This is a genomic window from Pseudoalteromonas sp. 2CM32C (assembly GCF_023161925.1).
Lineage (GTDB): Bacteria > Pseudomonadota > Gammaproteobacteria > Enterobacterales > Alteromonadaceae > Pseudoalteromonas > Pseudoalteromonas marina.
Genome location: NZ_JALNTI010000007.1, coordinates 199,075 through 223,662, shown reverse-complemented (window position 1 = coordinate 223,662; position 24,588 = coordinate 199,075). Strand labels below are relative to the sequence as shown.

Annotated in this window: 14 protein-coding genes; all 14 read left to right on the top strand. The window is 38.4% G+C overall.

Translation table 11 applies throughout. From position 1 onward, the window contains the following. Window positions 1-101: 101 nt before the first annotated feature. Window positions 102-1,565 carry a Na+/H+ antiporter NhaC gene (gene nhaC / locus MTF67_RS14195; RefSeq protein WP_248519895.1) on the top strand — a complete coding sequence of 488 codons (1,464 nt, stop codon included), beginning with the start codon at window positions 102-104 and terminating at the stop codon, window positions 1,563-1,565. 46 nt (window positions 1,566-1,611) lie between these two features. Then, window positions 1,612-4,206 (top strand): aminopeptidase N, encoded by a 2,595-nt coding sequence (pepN, locus tag MTF67_RS14190; RefSeq protein ID WP_248519894.1) that lies wholly within the window; start codon window positions 1,612-1,614, stop codon window positions 4,204-4,206. Beyond that, the gene (locus MTF67_RS14185; RefSeq protein WP_008127316.1) at window positions 4,207-4,428 is read left to right on the top strand and encodes a DUF2835 domain-containing protein; all 222 of its coding nucleotides are present in this window, start codon (window positions 4,207-4,209) and stop codon (window positions 4,426-4,428) included. It begins immediately after the preceding gene. Window positions 4,429-4,681: 253 nt separating this feature from the next. Continuing rightward, a complete protein-coding gene (locus MTF67_RS14180; RefSeq protein WP_248519893.1) occupies window positions 4,682-6,778 on the top strand; it encodes a DUF1302 domain-containing protein in 2,097 nt (698 codons plus the stop codon). A gap of 13 nt (window positions 6,779-6,791) precedes the next feature. Further along, window positions 6,792-8,156 carry a DUF1329 domain-containing protein gene (locus MTF67_RS14175; RefSeq protein WP_010556417.1) on the top strand — a complete coding sequence of 455 codons (1,365 nt, stop codon included), beginning with the start codon at window positions 6,792-6,794 and terminating at the stop codon, window positions 8,154-8,156. Window positions 8,157-8,284: 128 nt separating this feature from the next. After that, window positions 8,285-9,280: a YCF48-related protein gene (locus MTF67_RS14170; RefSeq protein ID WP_248519892.1), complete on the top strand. Its 996-nt coding sequence runs from the start codon at window positions 8,285-8,287 to the stop codon at window positions 9,278-9,280. After that, window positions 9,280-11,601, top strand: coding sequence for an MMPL family transporter (locus tag MTF67_RS14165; RefSeq protein ID WP_039037092.1), 2,322 nt, complete (start codon window positions 9,280-9,282; stop codon window positions 11,599-11,601). The genes MTF67_RS14170 and MTF67_RS14165 overlap by 1 nt, the downstream gene beginning before the upstream one ends. A gap of 208 nt (window positions 11,602-11,809) precedes the next feature. Continuing rightward, window positions 11,810-16,651, top strand: a complete 4,842-nt coding sequence (locus tag MTF67_RS14160) for an NAD-glutamate dehydrogenase (RefSeq protein ID WP_248519891.1) — start codon at window positions 11,810-11,812, stop codon at window positions 16,649-16,651. A 120-nt stretch (window positions 16,652-16,771) separates the two neighbouring features. After that, window positions 16,772-17,782, top strand: a complete 1,011-nt coding sequence (pyrD, locus tag MTF67_RS14155; RefSeq protein ID WP_248519890.1) for a quinone-dependent dihydroorotate dehydrogenase — start codon at window positions 16,772-16,774, stop codon at window positions 17,780-17,782. Window positions 17,783-17,904: 122 nt separating this feature from the next. Beyond that, window positions 17,905-18,435, top strand: a complete 531-nt coding sequence (locus MTF67_RS14150; protein WP_248519889.1) for a cell division protein ZapC — start codon at window positions 17,905-17,907, stop codon at window positions 18,433-18,435. Between the two features lie 90 nt (window positions 18,436-18,525). Then, complete coding sequence (rlmKL, locus tag MTF67_RS14145; protein ID WP_248519888.1) at window positions 18,526-20,643, top strand: bifunctional 23S rRNA (guanine(2069)-N(7))-methyltransferase RlmK/23S rRNA (guanine(2445)-N(2))-methyltransferase RlmL; 2,118 nt, start codon at window positions 18,526-18,528, stop codon at window positions 20,641-20,643. Further along, window positions 20,636-20,875: a glutaredoxin family protein gene (locus MTF67_RS14140; RefSeq protein ID WP_006792808.1), complete on the top strand. Its 240-nt coding sequence runs from the start codon at window positions 20,636-20,638 to the stop codon at window positions 20,873-20,875. Before rlmKL ends, MTF67_RS14140 begins: the two co-directional genes overlap by 8 nt. Window positions 20,876-20,890: 15 nt before the next feature. After that, window positions 20,891-22,804: an ABC transporter ATP-binding protein gene (locus MTF67_RS14135; protein WP_248519887.1), complete on the top strand. Its 1,914-nt coding sequence runs from the start codon at window positions 20,891-20,893 to the stop codon at window positions 22,802-22,804. An 11-nt stretch (window positions 22,805-22,815) separates the two neighbouring features. Continuing rightward, a complete protein-coding gene (locus tag MTF67_RS14130; protein ID WP_248519886.1) occupies window positions 22,816-24,561 on the top strand; it encodes a DUF3466 family protein in 1,746 nt (581 codons plus the stop codon). Window positions 24,562-24,588 lie beyond the last annotated feature (27 nt).

The window sequence follows — 24,588 nt, the reverse complement described above, 5'->3', positions numbered from 1 at the left end:
TAACTATTAAAAATTGAGCCGGCTTAGAAATGCTCAGTTAATACGCACTAAGTGCTAAAAATAATAATTAAACACGCTGTATGTGTGTAGGAGTCTCAACTTTGAACCCATTGGATGATAAACCAGTAAACCCCGCCTCATTTCTTGATGCATTAATTCCTATTTCAGTTTTAATTTGTTTGTTAGGGGCTGCGGTTTACTTATTTGGTGACAACTCGTCATCTGGACCAAACCAAATTGCACTTTTATTTGCAACCTTCGCAGCTGCTCTAATTGGCCTAAAAAACGGCTACACGTGGAAAAAGCTTGAGCAAGCTATGATAGAGGGGATAACACTTTCTCTTGGCGCTATACTCATCTTATTAATGGTAGGTGCTTTGATAGGTACTTGGTTGTTATCGGGCACAGTACCAACGCTAATATATTATGGCCTGCAAGTAATTAACCCTAGTTGGTTTTATGCAGCAAGTTGTTTAATTTGTGGCATTGTGGCTATGAGCATTGGTAGCTCGTGGACCACTGCAGCTACAATTGGTGTTGCTTTATTAGGTGTTGCTACGGGTCTTGGTTTAGATCAGACAGTTACAGCTGGTGCTGTTATATCTGGTGCGTATTTTGGTGACAAACTAAGCCCACTCTCTGAAACAACTAACTTAGCGCCCGCAGTGGTTGGCTCTGACTTATTTGAACATATTCAGCATATGCTATGGACAACAGTTCCAAGCTTTGTGATTGCGCTTATTATATTTATATTTATGGGCTTTAACGCAACGGCTTCTAATGAGGCTGGGCGTTTAGACGAAATTACGCTAATTTTGGAGCAAAACTTCAATATTGGTTTTGAGATGCTCATTCCTTTAATTGTGCTTTTAGTGCTAGCAATTAAAAAAATGCCTGCTTTTCCTGCTATTTCTATTGGTGCTGTGGTTGGTGCTGTTTGGGCTATGCTATTTCAGTCTGACTTAATTGGTTCTCAAATTGATACTTCTCAAGGCGAAGTGGTTGGGTATTTCAAATTAGTATGGACGACATTTTTTGACGGTTTTAGCATCGATACCGGTGATGACAAAATGGACTCACTACTTAGCGGTGGTGGTATGGCGGGAATGTTAACAACGACGTGGTTAATTATGACTGCGCTTATGTTTGGCGCTATTATGGAAAAAACAGGCTTGTTAGACATTTTCGTAAAAAGTATTTTAAAAATAGCGAAAAGTACAGGCTCTTTAATTGCCTCAACTATTGCAACGTGTATTGGTACTAACCTCATTGCAGCCGATCAATATATTGCTATTGTGGTTCCTGGACGTATGTTTAAAGATGAATATGAAAAGCGCGGTTTAAAGCCGGTTAATTTATCTCGCACCTTAGAAGATGGCGGTACGATTACCAGTCCACTTATTCCTTGGAATACGTGTGGTGCTTACATGCAAAGTGTACTTTTAATAAACCCTTTCGATTACGCACTTTACGCTTTCTTTAACTTAATTAATCCCGTTTTAGCTGTTATATATGCGTATCTCGGTATTAAAATCTTACGTATTAAGCCGAAACAATCTGCCTAAATTTAGTAGCGCCTCTTCATATAGAGGCGCTTTTTTTGGAGTAATTATGACCGACTCAAAAAAACCTCAAGCTCAATATCTCAAAGACTATAAAGCACCAAATTTTTTAATAGACCACACAGACTTAACGTTTGATCTTCAGCCTACAAATACAACGGTAACAAGCGTACTGACGTTAACGCGTGTTGGTGATAATCAATCACCTCTAATACTAGATGGCATAGATTTACGTTTAACGTCCTTATCGATAGATGCGATTGAGATAACAGATTATAGCGTTGTTGATGAACAGCTAATTATTAATAACTTACCAGAACGTTGTAAATTACGTATTGTGACCGAGATATCTCCTGAGACAAATACATCTTTAGAAGGTCTTTACTTATCTGGTGGAGCCTATTGTACACAGTGTGAGGCACAGGGCTTCAGAAAGATAACATATTACATGGATCGTCCTGATGTGTTGTCTACGTTTGATGTGACTATTATTGCTGATTCAAGATACACGCATTTATTGTCTAATGGTAACCAAATTGACAAAGGTGAGACACCTGACGGCCGTCATTTTTCTAAATGGCAAGACCCATTTAAAAAACCAAGCTATTTATTTGCATTAGTTGCTGGTGATTTTGATGTATTAAACGATACCTATACAACTAAAAGTGGCCGAAAAATTGATTTAGCATTATTTGTAGATAAGGGTAATTTGCCTAAAACACCGCATGCGATGCAATCACTTAAAAAATCTATGCAATGGGATGAGGAGCGTTTTAATTTAGAATATGACCTTGATATATACATGATTGTAGCCGTAGATTTCTTTAATATGGGTGCAATGGAAAACAAAGGCTTAAATATATTTAACAGTAAATGTGTTTTGGCCAATCAAGAAACAGCAACGGATAAAGATTACCATACTATTGAGTCTATAGTAGGTCATGAATACTTTCACAATTGGACTGGTAATCGTGTTACGTGCAGAGATTGGTTTCAGTTATCACTTAAAGAGGGACTCACTGTATTTAGAGACCAAGAATTTAGTAGTGATCTTGGATCGCGTGCACTCAACCGCATTGATGCTGTTAAGGTGATGCGTACGCATCAGTTCAGTGAAGACGCAGGGCCTATGGCGCATCCTATTCGACCCGAAAAAGTTATTGAAATGAATAACTTTTATACCGTAACAGTATACGACAAGGGTGCTGAAGTAATAAGAATGATGCACACCTTGCTTGGTGAGGTTAACTTTCAAAAAGGGATGGCGCTTTACTTTAAACGTCATGACGGCCAAGCAGTTACCTGTGATGACTTTGTCAGTGCTATGAGTGACGCATCGGGTGTTAATCTAGGGCAGTTTAAGCGTTGGTATAGTCAGGCGGGCACACCTCGTTTGAATGCTATAGAGCATTACGACAGTGCCTCAAACACTTACACACTAACCATAGAGCAAAAAGCACCGATTAATCAGCCAGATAACAAACCGTTGCACATCCCGTTTGCTATTGAGTTGTTGGACGAATCGGGCAATAGTATCGAATTACAGTACAAAGGTTTAAAAGTTAGTAATGTGCTTGATGTTACCGATAAAAAGCAGAGTTATACTTTTGAGAATGTGACTTGTAAACCTGTTGCCGTGTTGTTAGAAGACTTTTCTGCTCCGTGTATCCTAACTCAACAAACAACTGAGCTTGAGCTTTTGCATATTATGCGTTTTGCACGAAGTGATTTTTCACGTTGGGATGCACAGCAACAATTGTTTATAAAAGCGGTAAAAGCAGCAATTAACTCAGATACACAATTTCAATTAAGTGACGAGATAATTGAAGCCTTGCGTGTTTTAATTGTTTCAAAACAAGGCGATTTAGCGTTAATTGCAGAGTTATTAAAATTACCTAGCTTTGACACTTTAGCCGCAGAATTTGAAATTATTCCTGTTGATGAAATTATTCGTGTTGTAGCACAGTTCGAAATACAAATTGCCACAAGCCTTAATGATGAGCTTATTGCATGTTTTGGTTCATTACATGACGATGGCAGCATAAGCGCCGAAGCGGTTGCTGTGCGCTCACTACAGCAAATTTGCCTGCATTATCTTGCAAAGGTGCCGAGCAAACAAACAGATAAATTTATTAAGTTAGCTGCTAGCTCGTCAAATATGACCAATGTATTGGGTGCACTTAGCGCTGTGGTAAAAGCCTCTCATCCGCTTTGTGATGATTTATTGTCGCACTTTGATAGTCAATGGCGACATGATGTACTTGTTATGGATAAGTGGTTTGCGCTTCAAGCAATGCGAACAGGTGAAGATGCTATTTTTAATATTAAGTCATTATATGAGCACCCAAGTTTTGATTTTTCTAACCCCAATAGAGTCCGTGCTTTAGTGGGGAGTTTTAGCTACTTTAACACTCAGCAATTTCACCGTGCTGACGGGCAAGGATATGAATTGCTTGGTGATTTACTTGTTAAGCTGAATGCAATAAATCCACAAAATGCGTCAAGAATGCTAACACCGTTTATGTCTTGGAAACGTTATGATAAAACACGTTCAGCGCTTATGAAGACGCAATTAGAACGTTTATTTAATATAGATGGACTAAGTGACGACTTATTCGAGAAGGTTGAAAAAGCGCTTAATTAAATGCTTGAATATTACTTTAATTTAAGATTGAGCTATAACGACTGTATGGATTACTACCACGGTCGATATAGTTCTGTGCAAGTGGTTGAAGAGGGCGGAAAGTCAATTCGGTTTTCTGCCGATCATTTAAGACCGTTTGTTACAAGTTTAGGTGTCAGAGGGCGTTTTAGAATGTTACTCACCCCTGAAAATAAATTTATTCGTATTGAACGAGTGGCTTAGAGCGCTATTTTTATGTTATAAAACCATAAAAATATTGTCTTTTTGTTAATTTCAATTTGTTCTATTGTTAAATAACGTGTATAAATTATCTGGTATGACGTCTTACCAATACGTAAACGTCAGCTGACACACTATATATATGACAGATTGAATGCGACTATTTGTAATTTATACAATTCGCTTCTATCGTTACGATTACACTAAAAACAATAACTTGATCACACAATATGACCCGCGACAGGGGGGAACCACAATGATAAGAAGATCGCTTTTTGTTAAAAACAAAATCGCTATAGGTTTAGCAGCCGCTAGTTTAGCCCTAACTACAGCAAGTTCACAGGCTGTAACATTTGACGCCGGAGGGTTTGATATAACCTTCGATTCAACTTTTTCTTACGGCCAAAGTATTCGTGTAGAAGATAGAGACTTTAGCTTAATAGGTAAAAGTAATAACCCTGCTTTTGATTGGACTGGTTACAACCCAGCCCTAAATACAGTTTATTCTTCACAAGATATTTGGGCACAGCCTGGGTCGTATTCAAATAATGGTGACGCAGGTAATCTTAACTTTGACAGCGGTGATTCTTTCTCCAAACTGTTAAAGGGAACACATGACCTTTCAATAAACAAAGATAACTACGGTCTATTTACTCGTTTTATGTACTTTTATGACTTTGCTTTGATGGATGGTGACTTTGCCTATGCAAACCCTACATCAGGTCAAAGAGTAGATCCTTGTGATGATGAAGATACAAAAGAACAGAGCTGTGCAGACATTCGTCTACTTGATGCATTTGTTTGGGCTGATTTCGACTTAAACGACGGCAAAAACCCACTTTCAGTTCGTCTTGGTCAGCAAGTTGTTAACTGGGGTGAAAGCACGCTTATATCTCATGGTATAAATGTTAACCCTGTAGATATCGATAGATTGAAAGCGCCAGGCGCTGAGCTTAAAGAAGCATTTATTCCTGTTGGTATGCTTTGGGCATCATTGGGTATTACTGATAACATCACCCTAGAAGGTTTTTATCAGTACCAATGGCATGAGACTCGCTTGCCAGCTGCTGGTACTTATTTTTCTACCAATGATTTTGCTGCAGAAAATGGTTACCAACAAAACGTTCAGCTAGGCTTTACGTCTAACCCTGATATAGATGTTGCATTTTTAACTGAAAGTTTAAATAACTTAACTGCAACCTATGCTCAAGTAGCTGCGGCTCAGGGGATTGATCCTACAAGTGCAGAAGGCCAAGCTCTACTAGCTAATATGTACCTAGCGCACCCAACCAAGGTTGCACTTAAAGGTAAAGGTGGTAACGGTAAAACTGAACCAGATGATGGTGGTCAATATGGTTTACGATTAGGCATATTTTTACCCGAGTGGAATGACACTGAAATTGCGCTTTACCACGTAAATTACCACAGCCGTCGTCCTCTTATTTCAGGGCGTGTATCTAATTTTTCTCAAGCTGCCATTGCACAAGATTTAGCAATGATTTCTACAACAGAAATCACTGATGATAATGTTGCTGACTTAGTTGCATTTTCTAAAGCTGAGAATGAATACCCTGAAGATATAAAACTTTATGGTGTGAGCTTTAATACGACTATTGGCGAGACTGCGTTTGCAGGTGAATTTGCTTTTAGACAAGACGAGCCTCTGCAAATTGATGATGTAGAATTACTTTACACAGCAATGCCTGAACAGCTAGCCGTTGCTGGTATTCGTCCTGATTTTGCCGGTATTTCGCAAATGAGTATTGGTGATGCAATCAGTTCTGTAGGTCCAGGTGAAGTTGCAAAAGGTTATATTGAACGTGATACCTCACAAATTCAGTTTACTGCAACGCATTTATTTGGCCCGTCATTAGGAGCTGACAGTTGGGCTGTGGTAGGTGAAGTGGGCGCCGTTAAAATTCACGATATGCCAGATTACGATGAAATGCGTTTAAATGTGTCAGGTACTGGTCGAAGTGGTGTTATCACTGGCCCAGGTACAACAGATTACTCAACGTTGCATTTAGGTCTTTCAAATGGTCCTGAAGAAAAGTCGTTTGCAACGGGTTCATCATGGGGTTACCGACTAATTGCTAAGGGTGACTATTTTAACCTTTACAACGGTATCAACTTTTCACCTCGCTTTGTATTTTCACATGACGTAAATGGTAACACACCTGATCCGATGTTCTTGTTCATTGAAGATCGTAAGTCATTAGGTGCTACTATGAACTTTAACTACCAAAATGCATGGTCACTTGACGTGAGCTACAACTCATTTTGGGGCGGTGGTGGTGTAAACACCTTCTCAGACCGCGATTACGTTTCTTTCAATTTAAAATATTCTATTTAGGGGTAACATTATTATGCTTAAAAAACCTACCCTCATTGCAGCAGCTTTTGCTAGCTTGTTTGCAAGTAATGCTACTTTAGCAAAACTATCAGCTGAAGAAGTAGCGCGTTTAGGTCAAGATTTAACGCCAATGGGCGCCGAAAAAGCAGGTAACGCTGACGGCTCAATTCCAGCATGGAACAATGGTATTACTGCAGCTCCTGCAGGGTACGAAGTTGGCATGCATCACCTAGACCCTTTTTCAAGTGATAAAGTGCTTTTCACTATTGATAAATCAAACATCGATAAATATAAAGCTAACTTGAGCCCAGGCCAAATTGCTTTGTTTGAAGCGTATCCAGACACATTCAAAATGCCAGTGTATGAGACACGCCGTTCGGCCTCATATCCTCAGTTTGTTTATGATGCAACTAAAGAGTTTGCGCCTACTGCCGAATTGATTGAAGGCGGAAACGGAATTAAAAATACGGCTATTGGTATTCCATTTCCTATCCCTAAAACAGGATTAGAAGCAATTTGGAACCATTTATTACGTTTTAGAGGTGAGTCAATCGAACGTTTTGGTGGACAAGCTGCACCTACAGCATCAGGTTCTTACAACTATGTTGGTTTTGATGAACAGCTACTTGTTAAATATTCTGATCCAAGTGCTACACCTGCCGAGCTGCAAGACTCAAACATATTGTTTAAGTTTAAACAGAGTGTTACTCAACCGGCACGTCTTGCGGGTACTGCATTACTAGTACATGAAACAATGGACCAAATATTAACGCCACGCCAAGCATGGACATATAATTCTGGTCAGCGTCGTGTTCGCCGTGCACCAAACGTTGCTTATGACGCACCGGGTACTGCAGCAGATAGCTTACGTACTACTGATGACTTTGATATGTTCAATGGCTCACCAAACCGTTACAACTGGACGCTTAAAGGTAAGCAAGAGCTTTATGTTCCATATAATAGCTACAAGCTCCACAGTGACAAGCTAGAGTATGATGACATTTTAAAGCCTGGCCACATCAATCCTGAGCATACTCGTTATGAAAAGCACCGTGTTTGGGTAGTAGAGGCTAACCTTAAAGATGATACGCGTCACATTTATAAAAAACGTGTGTTTTATATAGATGAAGATAGCTGGCAAGTAACGGTAACAGACATTTACGATAACCGTGATCAGCTTTACCGTGTAGCAATGGCTTACGGTCTTAACTACTACGAAGTACCTACTCAGTGGAGTACATTAGAAGTTTATCATGATTTGAATTCACGTCGTTATTTAGCTATAGGATTAGATAACCAAGAAAAAATGTACGATTTTTCAAAATCATTTAATGATAATGAATTTACATCTAGCGCATTACGTCGCGCAGGTAGATAAATTAAAACTAGGCACCTAAGTTTAAGCAAGGTGCCTTTTTCCTTTCTCATCGCGTTTGTCTTTCAACGCAAAAACTTTCCTCGTTTACAAAGACAAACACTCCTTTCAGTTCAAGGCGATTAAAATTTATGAAGTATTTGGTATGTGCCAGCCTGATTATAAGCGGTGCGAGTTTTGCTCAAGATACACCAAAAAACGCAATTAGTGCGCCTAATGCACAAAAAACACTATTAACCGATATTATCAATACAGGCAATGAATTAGTTGCTGTAGGTAAACATGGCACAGTTATAAAAAGTACAAATGGTGAAACGTGGCAACAAGCAGAATTAGTGCCTACGCAAGTGTTATTAACCGCTGTTGATTTTAGTGATGAAAACAACGGTTGGGCATGTGGGCACGATGCCACAATTATTAACACTGTTGATGGTGGTAATAATTGGCAATTACAACAGGCTAAGCCTTCTTTAGATAAGCCGTGTTTAGATATTTTATTTAAAGATAAATTAGAAGGCTTTGCCGTAGGTGCGTATGGCATGTTTTACCATACCACCGATGGTGGTAAACAGTGGGAAAAACGATTTTTAGATTCTCTATTATTCAGTGAAGACAGAGATTATTTAAACGACTTAAAAAACAATGATCCTGAAGGATACGAGGCCGAAACAGCATCAATCCTGCCACATTTTAATCGAATTGAACAAACTTCTGAAGGCTTAATGCTTGTTGGTGAGATGGGCTTACTAGCGAGAAGCACAGATAACGGTAAAACTTGGCTGCGTCTTGAAGAAATATACCCAGGTTCTTTCTTCGCTTTTAATTCAGATAATTCTCAAGAAGTAGTCGCAGGGCTTAGAGGTAATGTATTCAGCAAGCAGCGTGATGAAGAAGAGTGGCTTCACCTTGAAAGTACTAAAGCTGCTACTGTAAACAGCATTATTAATTACAATAACAAACAGTGGTTAATGCTAGCAAATAGCGGGGTGATTTTTCACTTACAGGATGGTTTATTAACTCATGAGCAACTTGCCGATGGTAAAGCGATACTTGACGGTGTGATTAAAAATAATAAATTGGTAATGGCTACTGAAGATGGCATTAAAGTGAAGGAGTTGACCCCTTAATGCATACTATTTTAGATTTTATAGAAAAAGCGATTTTTAGACATCGCTTAGTTGTGCTTATAAGTTTTGCAATTATTACTTGTTTGCTTATTTTTAAAGCCACGCACATTCAACTAGATGCTTCATTTAATAAAAATATCCCTTTAAATCACGAATACATGAAAGTGTATACCAAGCATGAAAAGCAGTTTGGTGGTGCGAATAGTATTTTAATTTCAGTGTGTGATGACAGTGGTAACATATTCAATCCAGAATTTTTTACTCAGTTAAAAGCTGTTCATGATCAGCTTTATTTTATACCCGGTGTAAACAGACCGCTCGTAAACTCTATATTTGCTCCTAGCGCCCGATTTGTCGAAGTGGTTGAGGATGGTTTTGCCGGTGGCCCAATTATTCCTGCAAACTTTAAGGCAAACGAACGTGGCTTAGCCGTTGTTAAAGAAAATATAGAAAAAGCAAAAGTTGTTGGTCGTATGATTGCAAGCGACTATTCGTGTGCAATGGTAACAGCGCAATTATTAGAAACTGACCCACAAACGCAAGAAAAGTTAGACACGTTAGCCTTTGCAGAAAAGCTCGAATCAGAGTTAAGAGAGCCTCTGAGTACCGATAAAGTAAGTATTCATATCATCGGTTTTGCAAAGATGGCTGGTGATATTGCAGAAGGGGCTAAAGGCGTTGTGTTATTTTTTGCAATTGCCATAGCCTTCACATTTATTATGGTTTGGCTGTTCTGTGGAAGCTTAAAGCTTACAATCTTACCCATTGCATGCTCGATCATTGCGGTTGCATGGCAGTTAGGGTTGCTTTCAAGCCTTGGCTTTGGACTTGATCCAATGTCGATATTAGTTCCATTTTTAGTATTTGCTATTGGTGTGAGCCATGGCGTACAAATGATAAACGCGATAGGTAAAAAAGTAAGCGAAGGGAAAAGTACGCGAGTTTGCTGTCAATCAAGTTTTAGAGCGCTTTTAATTCCAGGTGGTATTGCTCTTTTATCAGACACTGTTGGCTTTTTAACTTTGTTGACGATTGATATAGGTATTATCCGTGAGCTTGCGATTACGGCTAGCTTAGGTGTTGCGGTTATTATATTCACTAACTTAATTCTATTGCCTGTTTGGGCTTCATACATGCAATTTGAAAATAGCATTCATATTCAATCAGGTGACGCTAACAAGCCAAATATGCTTGATAAAATTAGGGATTTATTGGTAAAAGCAACCGATCCTAAAGCAGCTAAAATCATTATTGGCTTTACGCTTGTTTTATTTGCTTTGGGTTACTGGCAAGCTGATAAAATGCGGATAGGTGATTTGCATGCAGGTGCTCCGTCACTTCATCAAGATGCTCGCTATAATCAGGATACTTTTTTAATATCGGACAGATACACTATTTCGTCAGATATTTTAAAAGTGATAGTTGAAGCTTACCCAGCAGCATGTACAGAGTATGATGTAATGGAGCGCATTAGCCGTTTTCAATACAAAGTTGAAAATGTTGCAGGTGTTCAATCTGCAGTTAGTTTAAGTTCGGTTGCTCAGTCTGTTAATGCGGGTTACAACGAAGGTAATTTAAAATGGCAGAGCTTGCCGCGTAATTCGGCTTCATTAGTGCAGTCAACTGCACGTGTTGAAACAAGCACGGGTTTACTTAACGGTGATTGTTCTGTGATGCCTGTCATTATCTTTTTAGATGATCATAAAGCGCAGACTATCGACCGCGTTATTGCAAGCGTAAAACAGTTTGCAAATGAAGAAGGGACAGAAAAGCTTGCCTTTAAATTAGCGTCTGGTCCTGTAGGTGTAATGGCCGCAACAAACGAGTCGGTGTCCGAGGCTCAAATACCAATGATGTTATATGTATACGGTGCTGTTATTGCATTATGCTTACTGAGTTTTAGAAGCGTAAAAGCGACTATTGCTGTGGTATTACCGCTTTATATAGTATCAACGCTTGCACAAGCGTTAATGGTACAGCTAGAAATTGGCTTAACAGTATCAACTTTACCTGTTATTGCCCTAGGGGTAGGTATTGGTGTGGATTACGGTATTTATATACTTTCGTCGATGATGGGGCAGCTTAAACAAAATGTACCATTGTCGATTGCTTATCGTAATGCACTCATTGAACGCGGTAGTGCGGTACTATTTACCGGTATTACTCTTGCCATTGGTGTAAGCACATGGATTTTTTCAGATTTGAAATTCCAAGTTGATATGGGGATACTTCTTACCTTCATGTTTTTAGTAAATATGTTAGGTGCAGTCCTGTTATTACCTGCAATTGGAAGTCTTCTGTGGACCGACCAGAAAAAATAATGTGAATAATATTGCTCCTAAATGGCCACTATTGGCCATTTATATCTATAATTTGTGAATAGATGACCAAATAGCTGAAAAGCTTGAAATGTTTTCATCGAAAAAGCTGTTTATTAGCTGTAAAAGGGTTAGAATTTATCTGACTCCACACTAATAAATGGCTGTACAAATTCCTGCTCTTGAGCAGTAATAGATTAAGGAACATACAATGACACGAAATGAAGGCCAAGCCTCGGTTATCCTAGATAATGTCTGTAAGCTTATCCAGAAAAAAGTTCACGCTGATAATGTGTTACTCGTTGAGAAATTCGCCAAAGCCTTGTACAGCAATATGTCTAAAGAGGATTTGGCAAATCGAAACGACAGTGACTTATACGGTGCTGCACTCAGCCTTTGGAATTCGCTAGAAAAAAATACTACTGACGACGCCGTTATTCGCGTTTTCAACCCCGAAGTAGCAAAAGATGGCTGGCAGTCATCACATACCATAGTAGAAATTATTGCTAAAGATATGCCGTTTTTAGTTGATTCTGTTCGTATGGCCATGACTCGTGAAAATATCGCCTCTCACTTATTACTTCATAGCCCACTTAAAATTCAACGCGACGACAACGCTAAAATCTCAGGTTTATCTAATTTAAAAGCAGAGCAAGAATCTACATCTACAAAAACAGTTTTTTTCATAGAAATTGACCGCCAAACAGATTCGTCTGCCATTGAGTCTTTCAAAAAAGAATTAGAATCCGTACTTGTTGATGTCTCTGTAGCTGTTGAAGATTGGCAGCCAATAAGAAAAAAACTAATTGAAGTAAGTAAAGAGCTACCCAAGCGCCGCCACGGCAAAAATAAAAGTGAAGTGGCAGAAACCGTTGAATTTTTAGATTGGCTAGTTAGCGATAATTTCACCCTTATGGGCTATCGTGAATACGAGTTAAGTCCTGTTCAGGGGGACTATCAGCTTAAAGGTAAAATGGATACAAGTTTAGGGTTGTTAAAAAACTCTACTGAAGAGCATACTCGCTTGCTTTCTGAGTTACCTGAGGTGGCTCGCCAGGAAGCGCGCAGCAGTAATTTACTGATTTTAACTAAAACTAATTCACAGTCTCGTGTGCATCGTCCCGCTTATATCGATTACGTTGGTGTAAAACGTTTTGATGATAAAGGGAATGTTATTGGTGAAGACCGTTTTATTGGTTTATTTTCATCTAATTTTTATAATAATAGTGCTGCTGATGTTCCTGTTTTAAAAAGCAAAATTACTCGCATAATGGATATGTGTGATTTTGCAAAAGGCACACACGCTTACAAAGCGGTATTAAATATTTTAGAAACTTACCCGCGTGATGAGTTAGTACAAGCACGCGAAAATGAGTTACTTGAAGTTGCAACCGGTGTATTACAAGTGCAAGAGCGTGATATGTGTCGCTTATTTGTGCGAAAAGATGCCTATGGTCGTTTTTTCTCTTGTATGGTTTATGTTCCTCGCGAGCGCTACAACACAGCCCTGCGCAGGGAAACTCAAGATATTTTAGGCAATGCATTTAATTCTGACGAAAAAGTCGAATTTACCACTTACTTCTCCGAGTCAACACTAGCACGTACTCATTACACTGTTCGTGTGACTGACAACAATATCGAATTTAATGTGAAAGACATCGAAAATAATTTAATAGAAGCTGCCCGTACTTGGGAAGACAAACTACAATCTGCGCTTTTAGAGTCTGCAGGTGAAGCGCGTGGAAATGATTTAAATCGTAAATATTGTAACGCGTTCGCCCGTTCATACAAAGATGAAGTGTTACCGAGTGCCGCAGTTGTTGATATTGAAAAACTTGAGCTATTAAGTGAAGAAAATAAACTTGAGATGCTTTTTTATCGCCCTCAAGAAGAGGCGAATACAAATATTGTTCGTTTGAGCTTATTTCATAAAGATGAGCCAATTCATTTATCAGATGTAATGCCAATGCTAGAAAACTTTGGTTTACGTGTAATAGGTGAAACACCTTACTCGGTTAAAACTAGTGATGGCCGAATTAACTGGATTATGGATTTCTCTATGCTGATTGACAGTAAAGGGATGGATGATTTTGATAAGGTGTCTGCTCGTTTTCGTGCGGCTTTAACCAATGTATGGAATAACCGTTTAGAAAATGACGGTTTTAACCGTTTAGTGCTAATGGGCGGCTTAACGGGTCGTGAAGCCTCTATTTTGCGTGCTTATGCTAAATACATGCGCCAAATTGGTGTTACTTTTTCTCAAACATATATTGAAAGTACGTTTGCTAACTACCCACATATTGCGTCTCAAATCGTTAACTTATTCGCTAAACGTTTTTCTGTTAAGAGCCCTGCGAGTTCTAAAACACTGGACAAGTTAATAGCACAAATTTACCTTGAGCTTGAAAACGTAGCCAATCTTGATGATGACCGCATTATACGTTTATACGTAGATATGATTGTGGCTACGCTGCGCACTAACTACTACCAAAAAGACGCTCAGAACCAGTTTAAATCTTACGTATCATTTAAAATACAACCTAGTTTGATCCCTGACGTACCGTTACCGTTACCTGCTTTTGAAATATTTGTTTATTCGCCTCGTGTTGAAGGCGTACATTTACGCTTTGGTAAGGTAGCTCGCGGTGGACTACGTTGGTCAGACCGTCGTGAAGATTTCCGAACAGAGGTTTTGGGCTTAGTTAAAGCGCAACAAGTTAAAAATACCGTAATTGTACCCGTTGGCTCTAAAGGTGGATTTGTATGTAAGCAGCTACCATCAGAGCGCGATGCTTTTATTAAAGAAGGCCAAGAGTGTTATAAAATCTTTATTAGAGGTTTATTAGATATCACTGACAATATTGCACGTGGTGAAATAGTGCCAGCAAGTAATGTTGTTCGTCATGATGAAGATGATGCGTATTTAGTAGTGGCTGCTGATAAAGGAACAGCAACGTTTTCTGATATAGCTAACGGTATTGCAAATGAGTACAACTTTTGGCTTGGTGATGCCTTTGCATCGGGTGGTTCTGTAGGTTACGACCATAAAAAAATGGGCATAACCGCTAAAGGTGCATGGGAGTCTGTTAAGCGTCACTTCCGTGAGATGGATATTGACTGTCAAAGTACTGATTTTACAGTAGTTGCAATTGGCGATATGGCTGGAGACGTATTTGGTAATGGCATGTTGCTGTCTAAGCACATTCGTTTACAAGTTGCATTTAACCATATGCATATATTTGTAGACCCTAATCCTGATGCCTCAAAATCGTATGTAGAGCGTGAACGTTTATTTAATATGCCTCGTTCTTCGTGGGAAGACTACAACAAAGACCTTATTTCAGCCGGCGGTGGTATTTTCTCTCGTGCTGCAAAATCGATTACCCTTAGCCCAGAAATGAAAAAAATGCTGGGTACTAAAAAAGCAAGCATGACACCAAATGAGTTGATGAAAGCATCATTAATGATGGAATTTGATTTACTTTGGAATGGTGGTATTGGTACATACATTAAGCATACAAAAGAGACCGATGCTGACGTAGGCGACCGTGCAAACGACGCGCTACGTATAAACGGTAAAGAATTGGGTGCTAAAGTACTAGGTGAGGGTGGTAACCTAGGTGCTACGCAACTTGGACGCATAGAATTTGCTGAACAAGGCGGACGCGTAAATACTGACTTTATTGATAACGTTGGCGGCGTTGCTTGTTCAGATAATGAAGTAAATATTAAAATTTTACTTAATGGTTTAGTTGCTGAAGGTGATTTAACACTTAAGCAGCGTGATGAACTGCTTTATTCTATGACTGATGAAGTATCAGAATTGGTATTAAAAGACTGTTATCGTCAAACACATACAATTTCAATCACGCAATCTCGTGGTACATCGACACTTAAGGAAAAAATTCGCTTTATTCATGCTCTTGAGAAAGATGGCAAATTAGACCGTGCGATAGAGTTTATTCCGAGTGATGAAGAGTTAGCAGAGCGAGCAGCATCAGGCAAAGATCTAACGCGTCCAGAGCTTTCAGTGTTAGTTTCATACGCTAAAATGGTGTTAAAAGATTCGCTTGTAACGGATGATATTACTGAGAATCCATATTATCGTCAGTTACTAGTTAAATCATTCCCACGTCCACTACGTGAGAAATTTAATGATGCAATGAACAATCACCCACTTCGTAAAGAAATTATAGCGACTAAACTTGCTAATAATATTGTTAATGACATGGGCTTAAATTTCATGGTTCGTATGCACGAAGAAACAGGTGCAAGCGAAGCAGAAATTGCGATGTGTTACTCAATTGCCAGTGAAATTTTTGAAATGCGTGATACGTGGTCATCAATCAGCGCTTTAGATAATAAAATTCCAGCGGCAGTACAGACAGAAATGCTTTACCAACTTCGTAGAACTGTTCGCAGAGCAACTCGATGGTTCTTGCGTCATCGCAATAAATCACAAACGATTGAGCAAGGTATTGAGTACTTCTCACCAACATTTAGTGATTTGAGCGATAACTTGAACACTTATATTGTTGAAAAGGAAAGTGCTCGCATAGATGAAGCTGCAACTAAGTTAACAGATAGTGGAGTACCATTAGATATAGCTAAGCGCATTGTTTCATTATCTAGCTTGTTCTCGGTGATGGACTTAGCAGAAATTGCTAATAATTCGCGTAGAGGCATTGCTATGGTGTCTAATACTTACTTTAAGCTTGGTGCAAGAATGGGCTTACATTGGTTCTTAGATCAAATAACTAACCAACCTGTTGCTAACCATTGGCAAGCGTTGGCCCGTTCATCTTATCGTGAAGAGTTAGATTGGCAGCAACGAACATTGGCTCAGGTTGTTTTAAATAGCTTTGAAGCGGATGAAAAAGACGTTGATTACCAAATTGATGAGTGGATGGATAAGCAAGAGTTATTACTTACTCGTTGGAAGCAAATGCTGGCTGAATTTAAAACGTCGCAAAGTCATGATTTTGCCAAGTTCTCAGTGGCATTGCGTGAACTAATGCTATTGAGTCACAATTGTGATACACCAGCAAAATAAAATAATTACGCGCATTATTATTTATTAACTAAGTAATAAGCTAATTATTAAAAATGTTATATAATACCTCAGCCTTGACTGAGGTATTTTTTTGTCTGTAATTTAAAGAGGAATATATTCATGTTTTACGATTTAGCTCGCCGTTTTATGTTTACCCGTGATGCGGAGTGGGCACATGAATTTGCTCTTAATAATTTAAGCCGCTTTGCTAATACGCCTTTGAGTGCCGCATGGTCGCAATCTGTAGCAAATAAGCCCGTTAACTTTTTAGGTCTTGAATTTAAAAATCCGGTTGGCTTAGCTGCAGGTTTAGATAAAAATGCAGAGTGCATAGATGCATTTAGCCAAATGGGTTTTGGTTTTATAGAGGTGGGTACTGTTACACCTCGCCCGCAAGCAGGTAACGATAAACCCCGTATATTTAGATTGCCAGAGTCAAACGCTATTATTAATCGTATGGGCTTTAATAATAAAGGTGTTGATAATTTAATTAGTAATGTAAAAGCAGCAAATTACAACGGCATATTAGGTATTAATATAGGTAAAAATAAAGATACCCCTAATGAGCAAGGTAAAGACGATTACATACATTGTATGAGAAAAGTTTTTGAGCATGCCTCTTATATTACCGTGAATATTTCTTCACCAAACACACCCGGCCTGAGAGATTTACAATACGGTGCTGCACTTGATGATTTATTGCAAAGTCTTAAAAATGAGCAGCTAGATTTAATTTCAAAACATAATAAGCAAGTTCCTATGCTTGTTAAAATTGCGCCGGATCTTGATCCTATTCAAATCGAACAGGTCAGTGAATCACTGCTAAACAATAAAATTGACGGGGTAATTGCAACTAATACAACACTAGAACGAAGTGATGTGATCGGTCAGCAGTATGCTGAGGAGGCGGGTGGTTTATCAGGACACCCTGTAAGAACACGCTCTACAGAAGTAGTAAGTGAATTAAGACGATTAACAAAAGGCCAGTTACCTATTATTGGTGTTGGCGGAATTGATGATGCTAATTCAGCTAAAGAGAAGCTTAATGCGGGTGCTAGTTTAGTCCAAGTTTATACAGGTTTTATTTATAAAGGCCCTGAATTGGTAAAATCGATCGTTAACGGCTTATAAGGATCAGTTATCTAAGCTTTTGATCGTTCGATAAATGTTCTAAGCATTTATGTATAAAATGGTCAAAAGCAGTTATACTTTGGACTGATACTGTTTTTAATAAAGCCCACAAGGAGGAGCAAATGTTACAAGCATCAAAGCAATGGCAGTGGATTGCTTGTCCTAATAAAAATCGTTTATTACTTGATTTGAACGATGAAATGCAGCTTTGCACACCTTATAAAATAAGGCAGCTAACAGATTTAGTTATCAAAAACCCTAACTTTAGTTTAGAAGATGCTGCATTTTACGAACAAGTTTATAATTATCTGGACGGGTTTGAAATCTGGTCTGGTGCAAAAATATGTCAAATAGCATTAAATGCTACAGCGGTAAAGTTTCATTTAAAACCTGTGCTAGCAAAAAGCTGGTTTTTTAATGAATATACCGGCAGCCAACCAAGTGTTGAAGCAGTCGTTAAATTAGTCTCTAAGGCGCAAACGGGCGACTTTTTGATTGTCGATCACTGTAGTGATGCCTCTGTTTGCTTAAATTTAAGCGAGAATTTTCAATTAGACGAAAATTTATCTCTTGCTCAATTTGAAGTTATCAAAATTTTAAATAATCGTGTTCATCCTATCTTAACTCAGCAAATTAAATTTAAAACTGCCTAAGTAATTTACGCTATTAAGCATGTGTTATGGCGTGTTTGTCCCTCAACCTATGGTATAATCCTGCGCAATTAGCTATTAAGGGTTACTACTTTGCAATTTATCGCACTTACTTCTATCGGAATCGAAAATTTATTGGTTGATGAGTTAACAGAACTTGGCGCTGCTGTGTCTAAGCAAACTGTTGGTTCTGTTCGTTTTGAGGCTGACTCATTACTAGCGCAAAAGGTTTGTTTATCAAGCCGTTTTGCAACTCGTGTGCTTATGCTTATCGAAGAAAAAGAAGGCGTTGATGATAAAGATAGCTTGTATAAATTTGCTCGTTTTCAACCTTGGCAAGAATGGTTTGGCCCAACACAAACATTTGCTGTAGATTTTAACGGTACTAATGATTCGTTAAAGAATACACAGTTTTCAGGTTTAGTAATTAAAGATGCTATTGTTGACTACTTTAATGATTTGTATGAGCAACGCCCTAATGTTGATAAACAGGATGCCAATGTTCGTGTTGTTGCACGTTTAAATCGTCACGGTGTTTCTTTATACATTGACTACTCAGGACCAAGGCTATCTGAACGTGGGTACCGACAGGGACAAGGTAAAGCGCCAATAAAAGAGCATTTAGCGGCTGCAATTATTAAACGCAGCGGATGGCTAGATAACGTTAAACAACCTCTGTTTGACCCTTGTTGTGGTGCGGGTACTATTTTAATAGAAGCCGCAGGTATGGCACGTAATGAAGCGCCAGGTTTGTTTCGTGAAGGTTTTGCTTTTGAACGTTTACCTAGTTTTAGAGTGGCAAAATTTAAAGCGCTAAAAGAAGAACTACTTGCGAATATAACCGATCCGAAACTTTGGCTAATAGGCCACGACTACGATGCTCAGGTATTAAGTAAAGCCATTGATAATGCAAAGCGTGCAGAGCTTGATGACATAATTAAATTTAAGCAAAGCGACGCAACCAAGTTAACCGCAGTAGCTAAATTACCAGGTGTGGTTATTTCAAATTTGCCTTATGGTGAACGTATTGGCTCTATGGCTGAGTTAGTTGATTTACACCGTAATTTAGGTGTTGGCTTTAAAAAGCATTTTAACCATTGGAAACTGGCGTTATTGGGCATGGATGAGAGTTTATTTAAACTTTTAAAGCTTGTTAAATTAAAACGTTATAAATTGAAAAATGGTCCATTAGATGTAGAGCTTAACTTATATCAACTAGATGACAAGCAAGTTAGTTTGACGACTGATGACAAAAAAGCCCTTAATTATGAAGGTTCAATGTCGTTTGCTAACCGTCTTAAAAAAAATAAACAAGGTCTTAAAAATTGGTTAAAGCAAAACAAAGTCGACGCGTATCGCGTTTATGATGCTGATATTCCAGAATACAATGTAGCGGTTGATGTATATAACGATAGCGCTGTAATTTTTGAGTACGCTGCACCAAAAGAAATAGATGAAAAAGTATCTGATAAGCGCCTTCAGGACGTCATTAGCTTAACAGCGCAACAACTAAACATAGCACCTGAAAACATAGCTGTAAAAGTTCGCAAAAAGCAAAAAGGTGAAGAGCAATACACCCCTATGGCTAAGCAAAATAGAACGATGGTTGTTGAAGAATTTGGTGCTAAGTTTAAAGTCAATTTATTTGATTATTTAGACACGGGGTTATTTTTAGATCATCGTTTAGTTCGTCGCTACATTCAAGAAAATGCCAAGGACAAACGTTTTTTAAATTTATTTGCCTACACAGGAAGTGCATCAGTTCATGCAGCTATTGGTGGAGCAAAGGCTATAACCACAGTTGATTTATCCAAGACCTATTTGAAATGGGGCCAAGATAATTTTGATTTAAATAATATTAGCAATACGCGTTACCGTTTTGAGCAAGCAGATTGCCTTAAATGGCTAGAGCATGCGACTGCGCAATATGATTTAATCTTTCTTGATCCGCCAACATTTTCAAATTCAAAGCGAATGAAAGATGCGTTTGATGTTCAGAGCGATCACATTAAGTTACTTACTTGGGTTAAAAAAATTCTTAGCCCGTCTGGAACATTGATTTTTTCTAACAACAAACGTGGCTTTGTTATGGATGAAGTTGGATTGATTGGTTTAGGTTTAAAAGCCGTTAATATTTCTGAGAAAACACTCTCACCAGACTTTAAGCGTAATAAAAAAATTCATAACAGCTGGTTAATTACTCATGGCTAAGTGGACTTTATACCATACGGAAGGGTGTCATTTATGTGAACAAGCCCACGCACTAATAACACCGTTATTAATGAGCGAAGGCAGTTTATTGTTAACAGACATAATGACTGACAAACAGCTTATTGCGCAATATCAGGTAAGTATTCCTGTTTTAAAAAATGAACATGGCCAACAATTGTTTTGGCCTTTTACTGCAGAACAAGTGCAAATATTTTTAGCACTGGCAGATTAAGAGCATTGTAGAATTATGGATTTAATAAGAATTTCGAAAGCACAGCTTGCCTTTGGTACACATGCGTTACTTAACAACGCAGATGCTGTTATTGAAAGTGGTGAGCGAGTTTGTATTGTGGGGCGTAACGGCGCAGGTAAATCAACGCTGTTAAAAGTATTAGACGGCCAAGTAATATTGGATGATGGTGAAATAAACCAGCTCGGTGGTTTAAAGATCTCTCGTCTTGAACAAGATCCACCTAAAGGGGCCAGCGGTACCGTATTTGATTATGTTGCCCAAGGTATGCCAGAAATTGCTAATTTACTTATCGATTATCACCATGTGAGTAATGAACTGCAAACTGAATGTACCGATCAATTATTAAATAAACTTGAGCGCTTATCTAATAAGCTAGAAGCCGCTGATGGCTGGCGCTTCGATAGCCGTATTCAATTAGTATTAACTAAGCTTGAGCTGTCACCTGATGCGAAACTTGAATCGCTTTCAGGTGGATGGTTACGTAAGGTTGCACTGGCACGTGCATTAGTTAGTGAGCCAGACTTGTTGCTATTAGACGAACCAACAAACCACTTAGATATGACAAGTGTGATGTGGTTAGAGCAGTTCTTAAAAGACTTTAAAGGTGGGATTGTATTTATATCTCACGATCGTGCGTTTATTCGTGCAATTGCTACACGTATTTTGGATTTAGACCGCGGCAAACTTATTTCATATCCAGGTGACTACGCCACTTATCTAGAACAAAAAGCGCATGACTTAAAAGTAGAAGAAAGTCAAAATGCACTCTTTGATAAACGATTAGCTGAAGAAGAAGCGTGGATCCGTCAGGGCGTAAAAGCCCGAAGAACTCGTAATGAAGGCCGTGTTCGTGAATTAAAACAATTACGTAATGAGCGCAAGCAACGAGTTGATCAAGTTGGTAAAACAGATTTCAATATTGAAACTGCAGACCGCTCAGGTAAATTAGTTTTTGAAGCTAAGCATTTATCTCATGCTTTTAAAGAGAAAACGATTGTAAGCGATTTTTCTACTTTAGTTATGCGTGGCGACCGTATCGGTTTAGTCGGTCCTAATGGTGTGGGTAAAACAACTCTATTAAAACTAATGTTTGGTGACTTAGCACCTGACAGCGGTGAAACTAAGCAGGGTGTTAATCTAGAATTTGCTTACTTTGATCAATACCGTGAAAAGTTAGACGAAGAAGCAACAGTACAAGACAATGTTGCAGAAGGTAAGCAAGAAGTCATGATGGGTGGGCGCTCTCGTCATGTATTAGGTTATTTACAAGACTTTTTGTTTCCACCTGCGCGCGCTAGAACACCCGTTAAGGCCTTATCTGGCGGCGAAAAAAACCGATTATTACTTGCTAAGCTATTTTTAAAACCATCGAATATCCTGGTATTGGATGAGCCAACCAATGATTTAGACATTGAAACACTTGAGCTGTTAGAAGACATTATTAATCAGTATCAAGGTACAGTGATTATTGTAAGCCATGACCGTGAATTTATCGATAATACATGCTCTAGTGTATGGGCATTTGAAGGTAACGGAAAAGTAACGGATATAGTCGGCGGTTATAGTGACTATGAAGCTTATGTAAGTTATTTAGCAGAACAAGAAAAACAAGCTGTTCAACCAGCTGCAAAAAAAGTAGAGAAGCAACCGACCCCTGCTGCAAAGCCAGTCGCTAAAACGAATAAGCTTTCTTACAAATTAAAACTTGAATTAGAGCAGTTGCCTAATAAAATGGAGCAACTTGAAGCTGACGTAGAAGCCCAGCAAAATGTGGTAGGCGATCCTGACTTTTTTAAACAAGACAGTGACATAACAACCAAAGCATTGAACCATTTAGCACAACTTGAGTCTGACCTTGAAGCCGCTTTTGAGCGATGGGAAGAACTTGAAGAATTACAGAATCAGTAGTAAGGACTAAAATGAAATATAAATTACTCGCTGCCAGTATCCTAGCGACATTGAGTACATCAGCTATTAGTGCAACATATCAATTAAGTGAATTAGGCACACTCGATAATGCAAAATTTTCTTACGTTACTGATGCAAGTGAAAGCGGGCACATAATTGGTTTAGCAAATGGATTATATAACTTACCCATAGATACCAGTTATATTGATTTTACAGATAATACAATCGAGAATGCTTATGACAGCGAAGTTTCAATTTTCGAACTAAGTGATAAAGTAATTACTTTTACACTTGATGATATAGAGAATAATGATGCAGCTTTGACTAATCCTGATGCGCATAACTTTATGGTTAGATTTTTATCTGGTTTATCGACTAATTTTGAATATCAAAAACTAAATTCGTTTACCGGTATTAGATTTAACGAAAATGAAGTTGTTGAACAGTCTCTTTATGATGTTTCTTCAGTAGACTATGATGGTTTAACTCGTTCCACTTTTAACGTTTACAACGCTGTGAGCGAAGATGGAGTTTCAGTTGGTTGGGGTAGTGCACCCTATGACAAAGTTTCTTTCACACCAGAGGATGAAGATGAAGCTGAGACTTGGTTTACTCATGATTTTATCGAACGAGGAATTGTAATAGGTGCTGATGGCACAGAAGTTCCTCTTGTTCCTGAATTCAATGAATACGGGGGTACAAGCCGAGCCAATGATATTGTTAAAACTAATACTGGTTATATTGTTGTAGGCAATGTGTCAACGGATATTAACTTTGAAAGATTAGAAGATATTGATGAAAATTGCGATGGCGAAGATGAACCTGTTTCTTCTTGTATTAATCTATTAAATAGCAATTTTCTTGGCGGAATTTTTAACAAGCGAGCTGTCAAGTGGCAGTTGGATGATTCCCTTAATATTACTTCTGTAGAAGAACTTGGGTTAGCTTTAACTCCAGATGAAGATGAAGTGGAAGAAGACACATTTACCAGTACTGCTTTTGCAGTAAATGCAAATGGTGTTGCAGTAGGCTCCTCACATACACGTTATAAAAATAATGATAATACATTTGTTACAATGCCTGTGTACTTCAAAGATGGCGAAGTTGTTACTTATATTGACCAAGAAAATGACTCTAATCAGACAGGGATTTCTTCAGCAATAAATGATGAAAATATTATTGCTGGTTATGTAACTCGAATAGTTGAAAACACTCGGGTAAGAAAATTCTTTTATCATGATATCGCTACTGGTAACACTGTTTACCCTACAAACTTCTTTTTAGCAGCAAACTCGACTGCTAACGATATCAATAATCAAGGTTATATTGTTGGTGAGAGTGAATTAGGTGGATCGGACAGTTCACGAGATAAAGCCGCATTTATTTATAAAATTGGTGAAGATAAAATAACTAACATTAATGACTTTTTACCATGTTATGAATCAGATGGTGAAACTGATTACCAATACACAGTTGTTGAAGCTAATGTTATTAATGAGAATAACGAAGTGTTTGGTGTTGCCACCAAAACAGTAGAAAAGCGTGACACACTTGGTGGTGTAGTGACCGATATTAACGGTAATATTGAATTTGAAACCGTCGCTGTCGCAGTTAAATTAACACCATTAGAAAATGGTGAAATTGAAGATTGCGCACCGCCAGAGGCCGAATTTTTTGAAAGAAGTTCAGCCAGTACCTCTTGGTTAGCGTTATTTCTATTACCATTAATTGGTATTCGACGCATATTTCGTTTTTAAATATTTTTGAATAAAAAACCCAGCTTT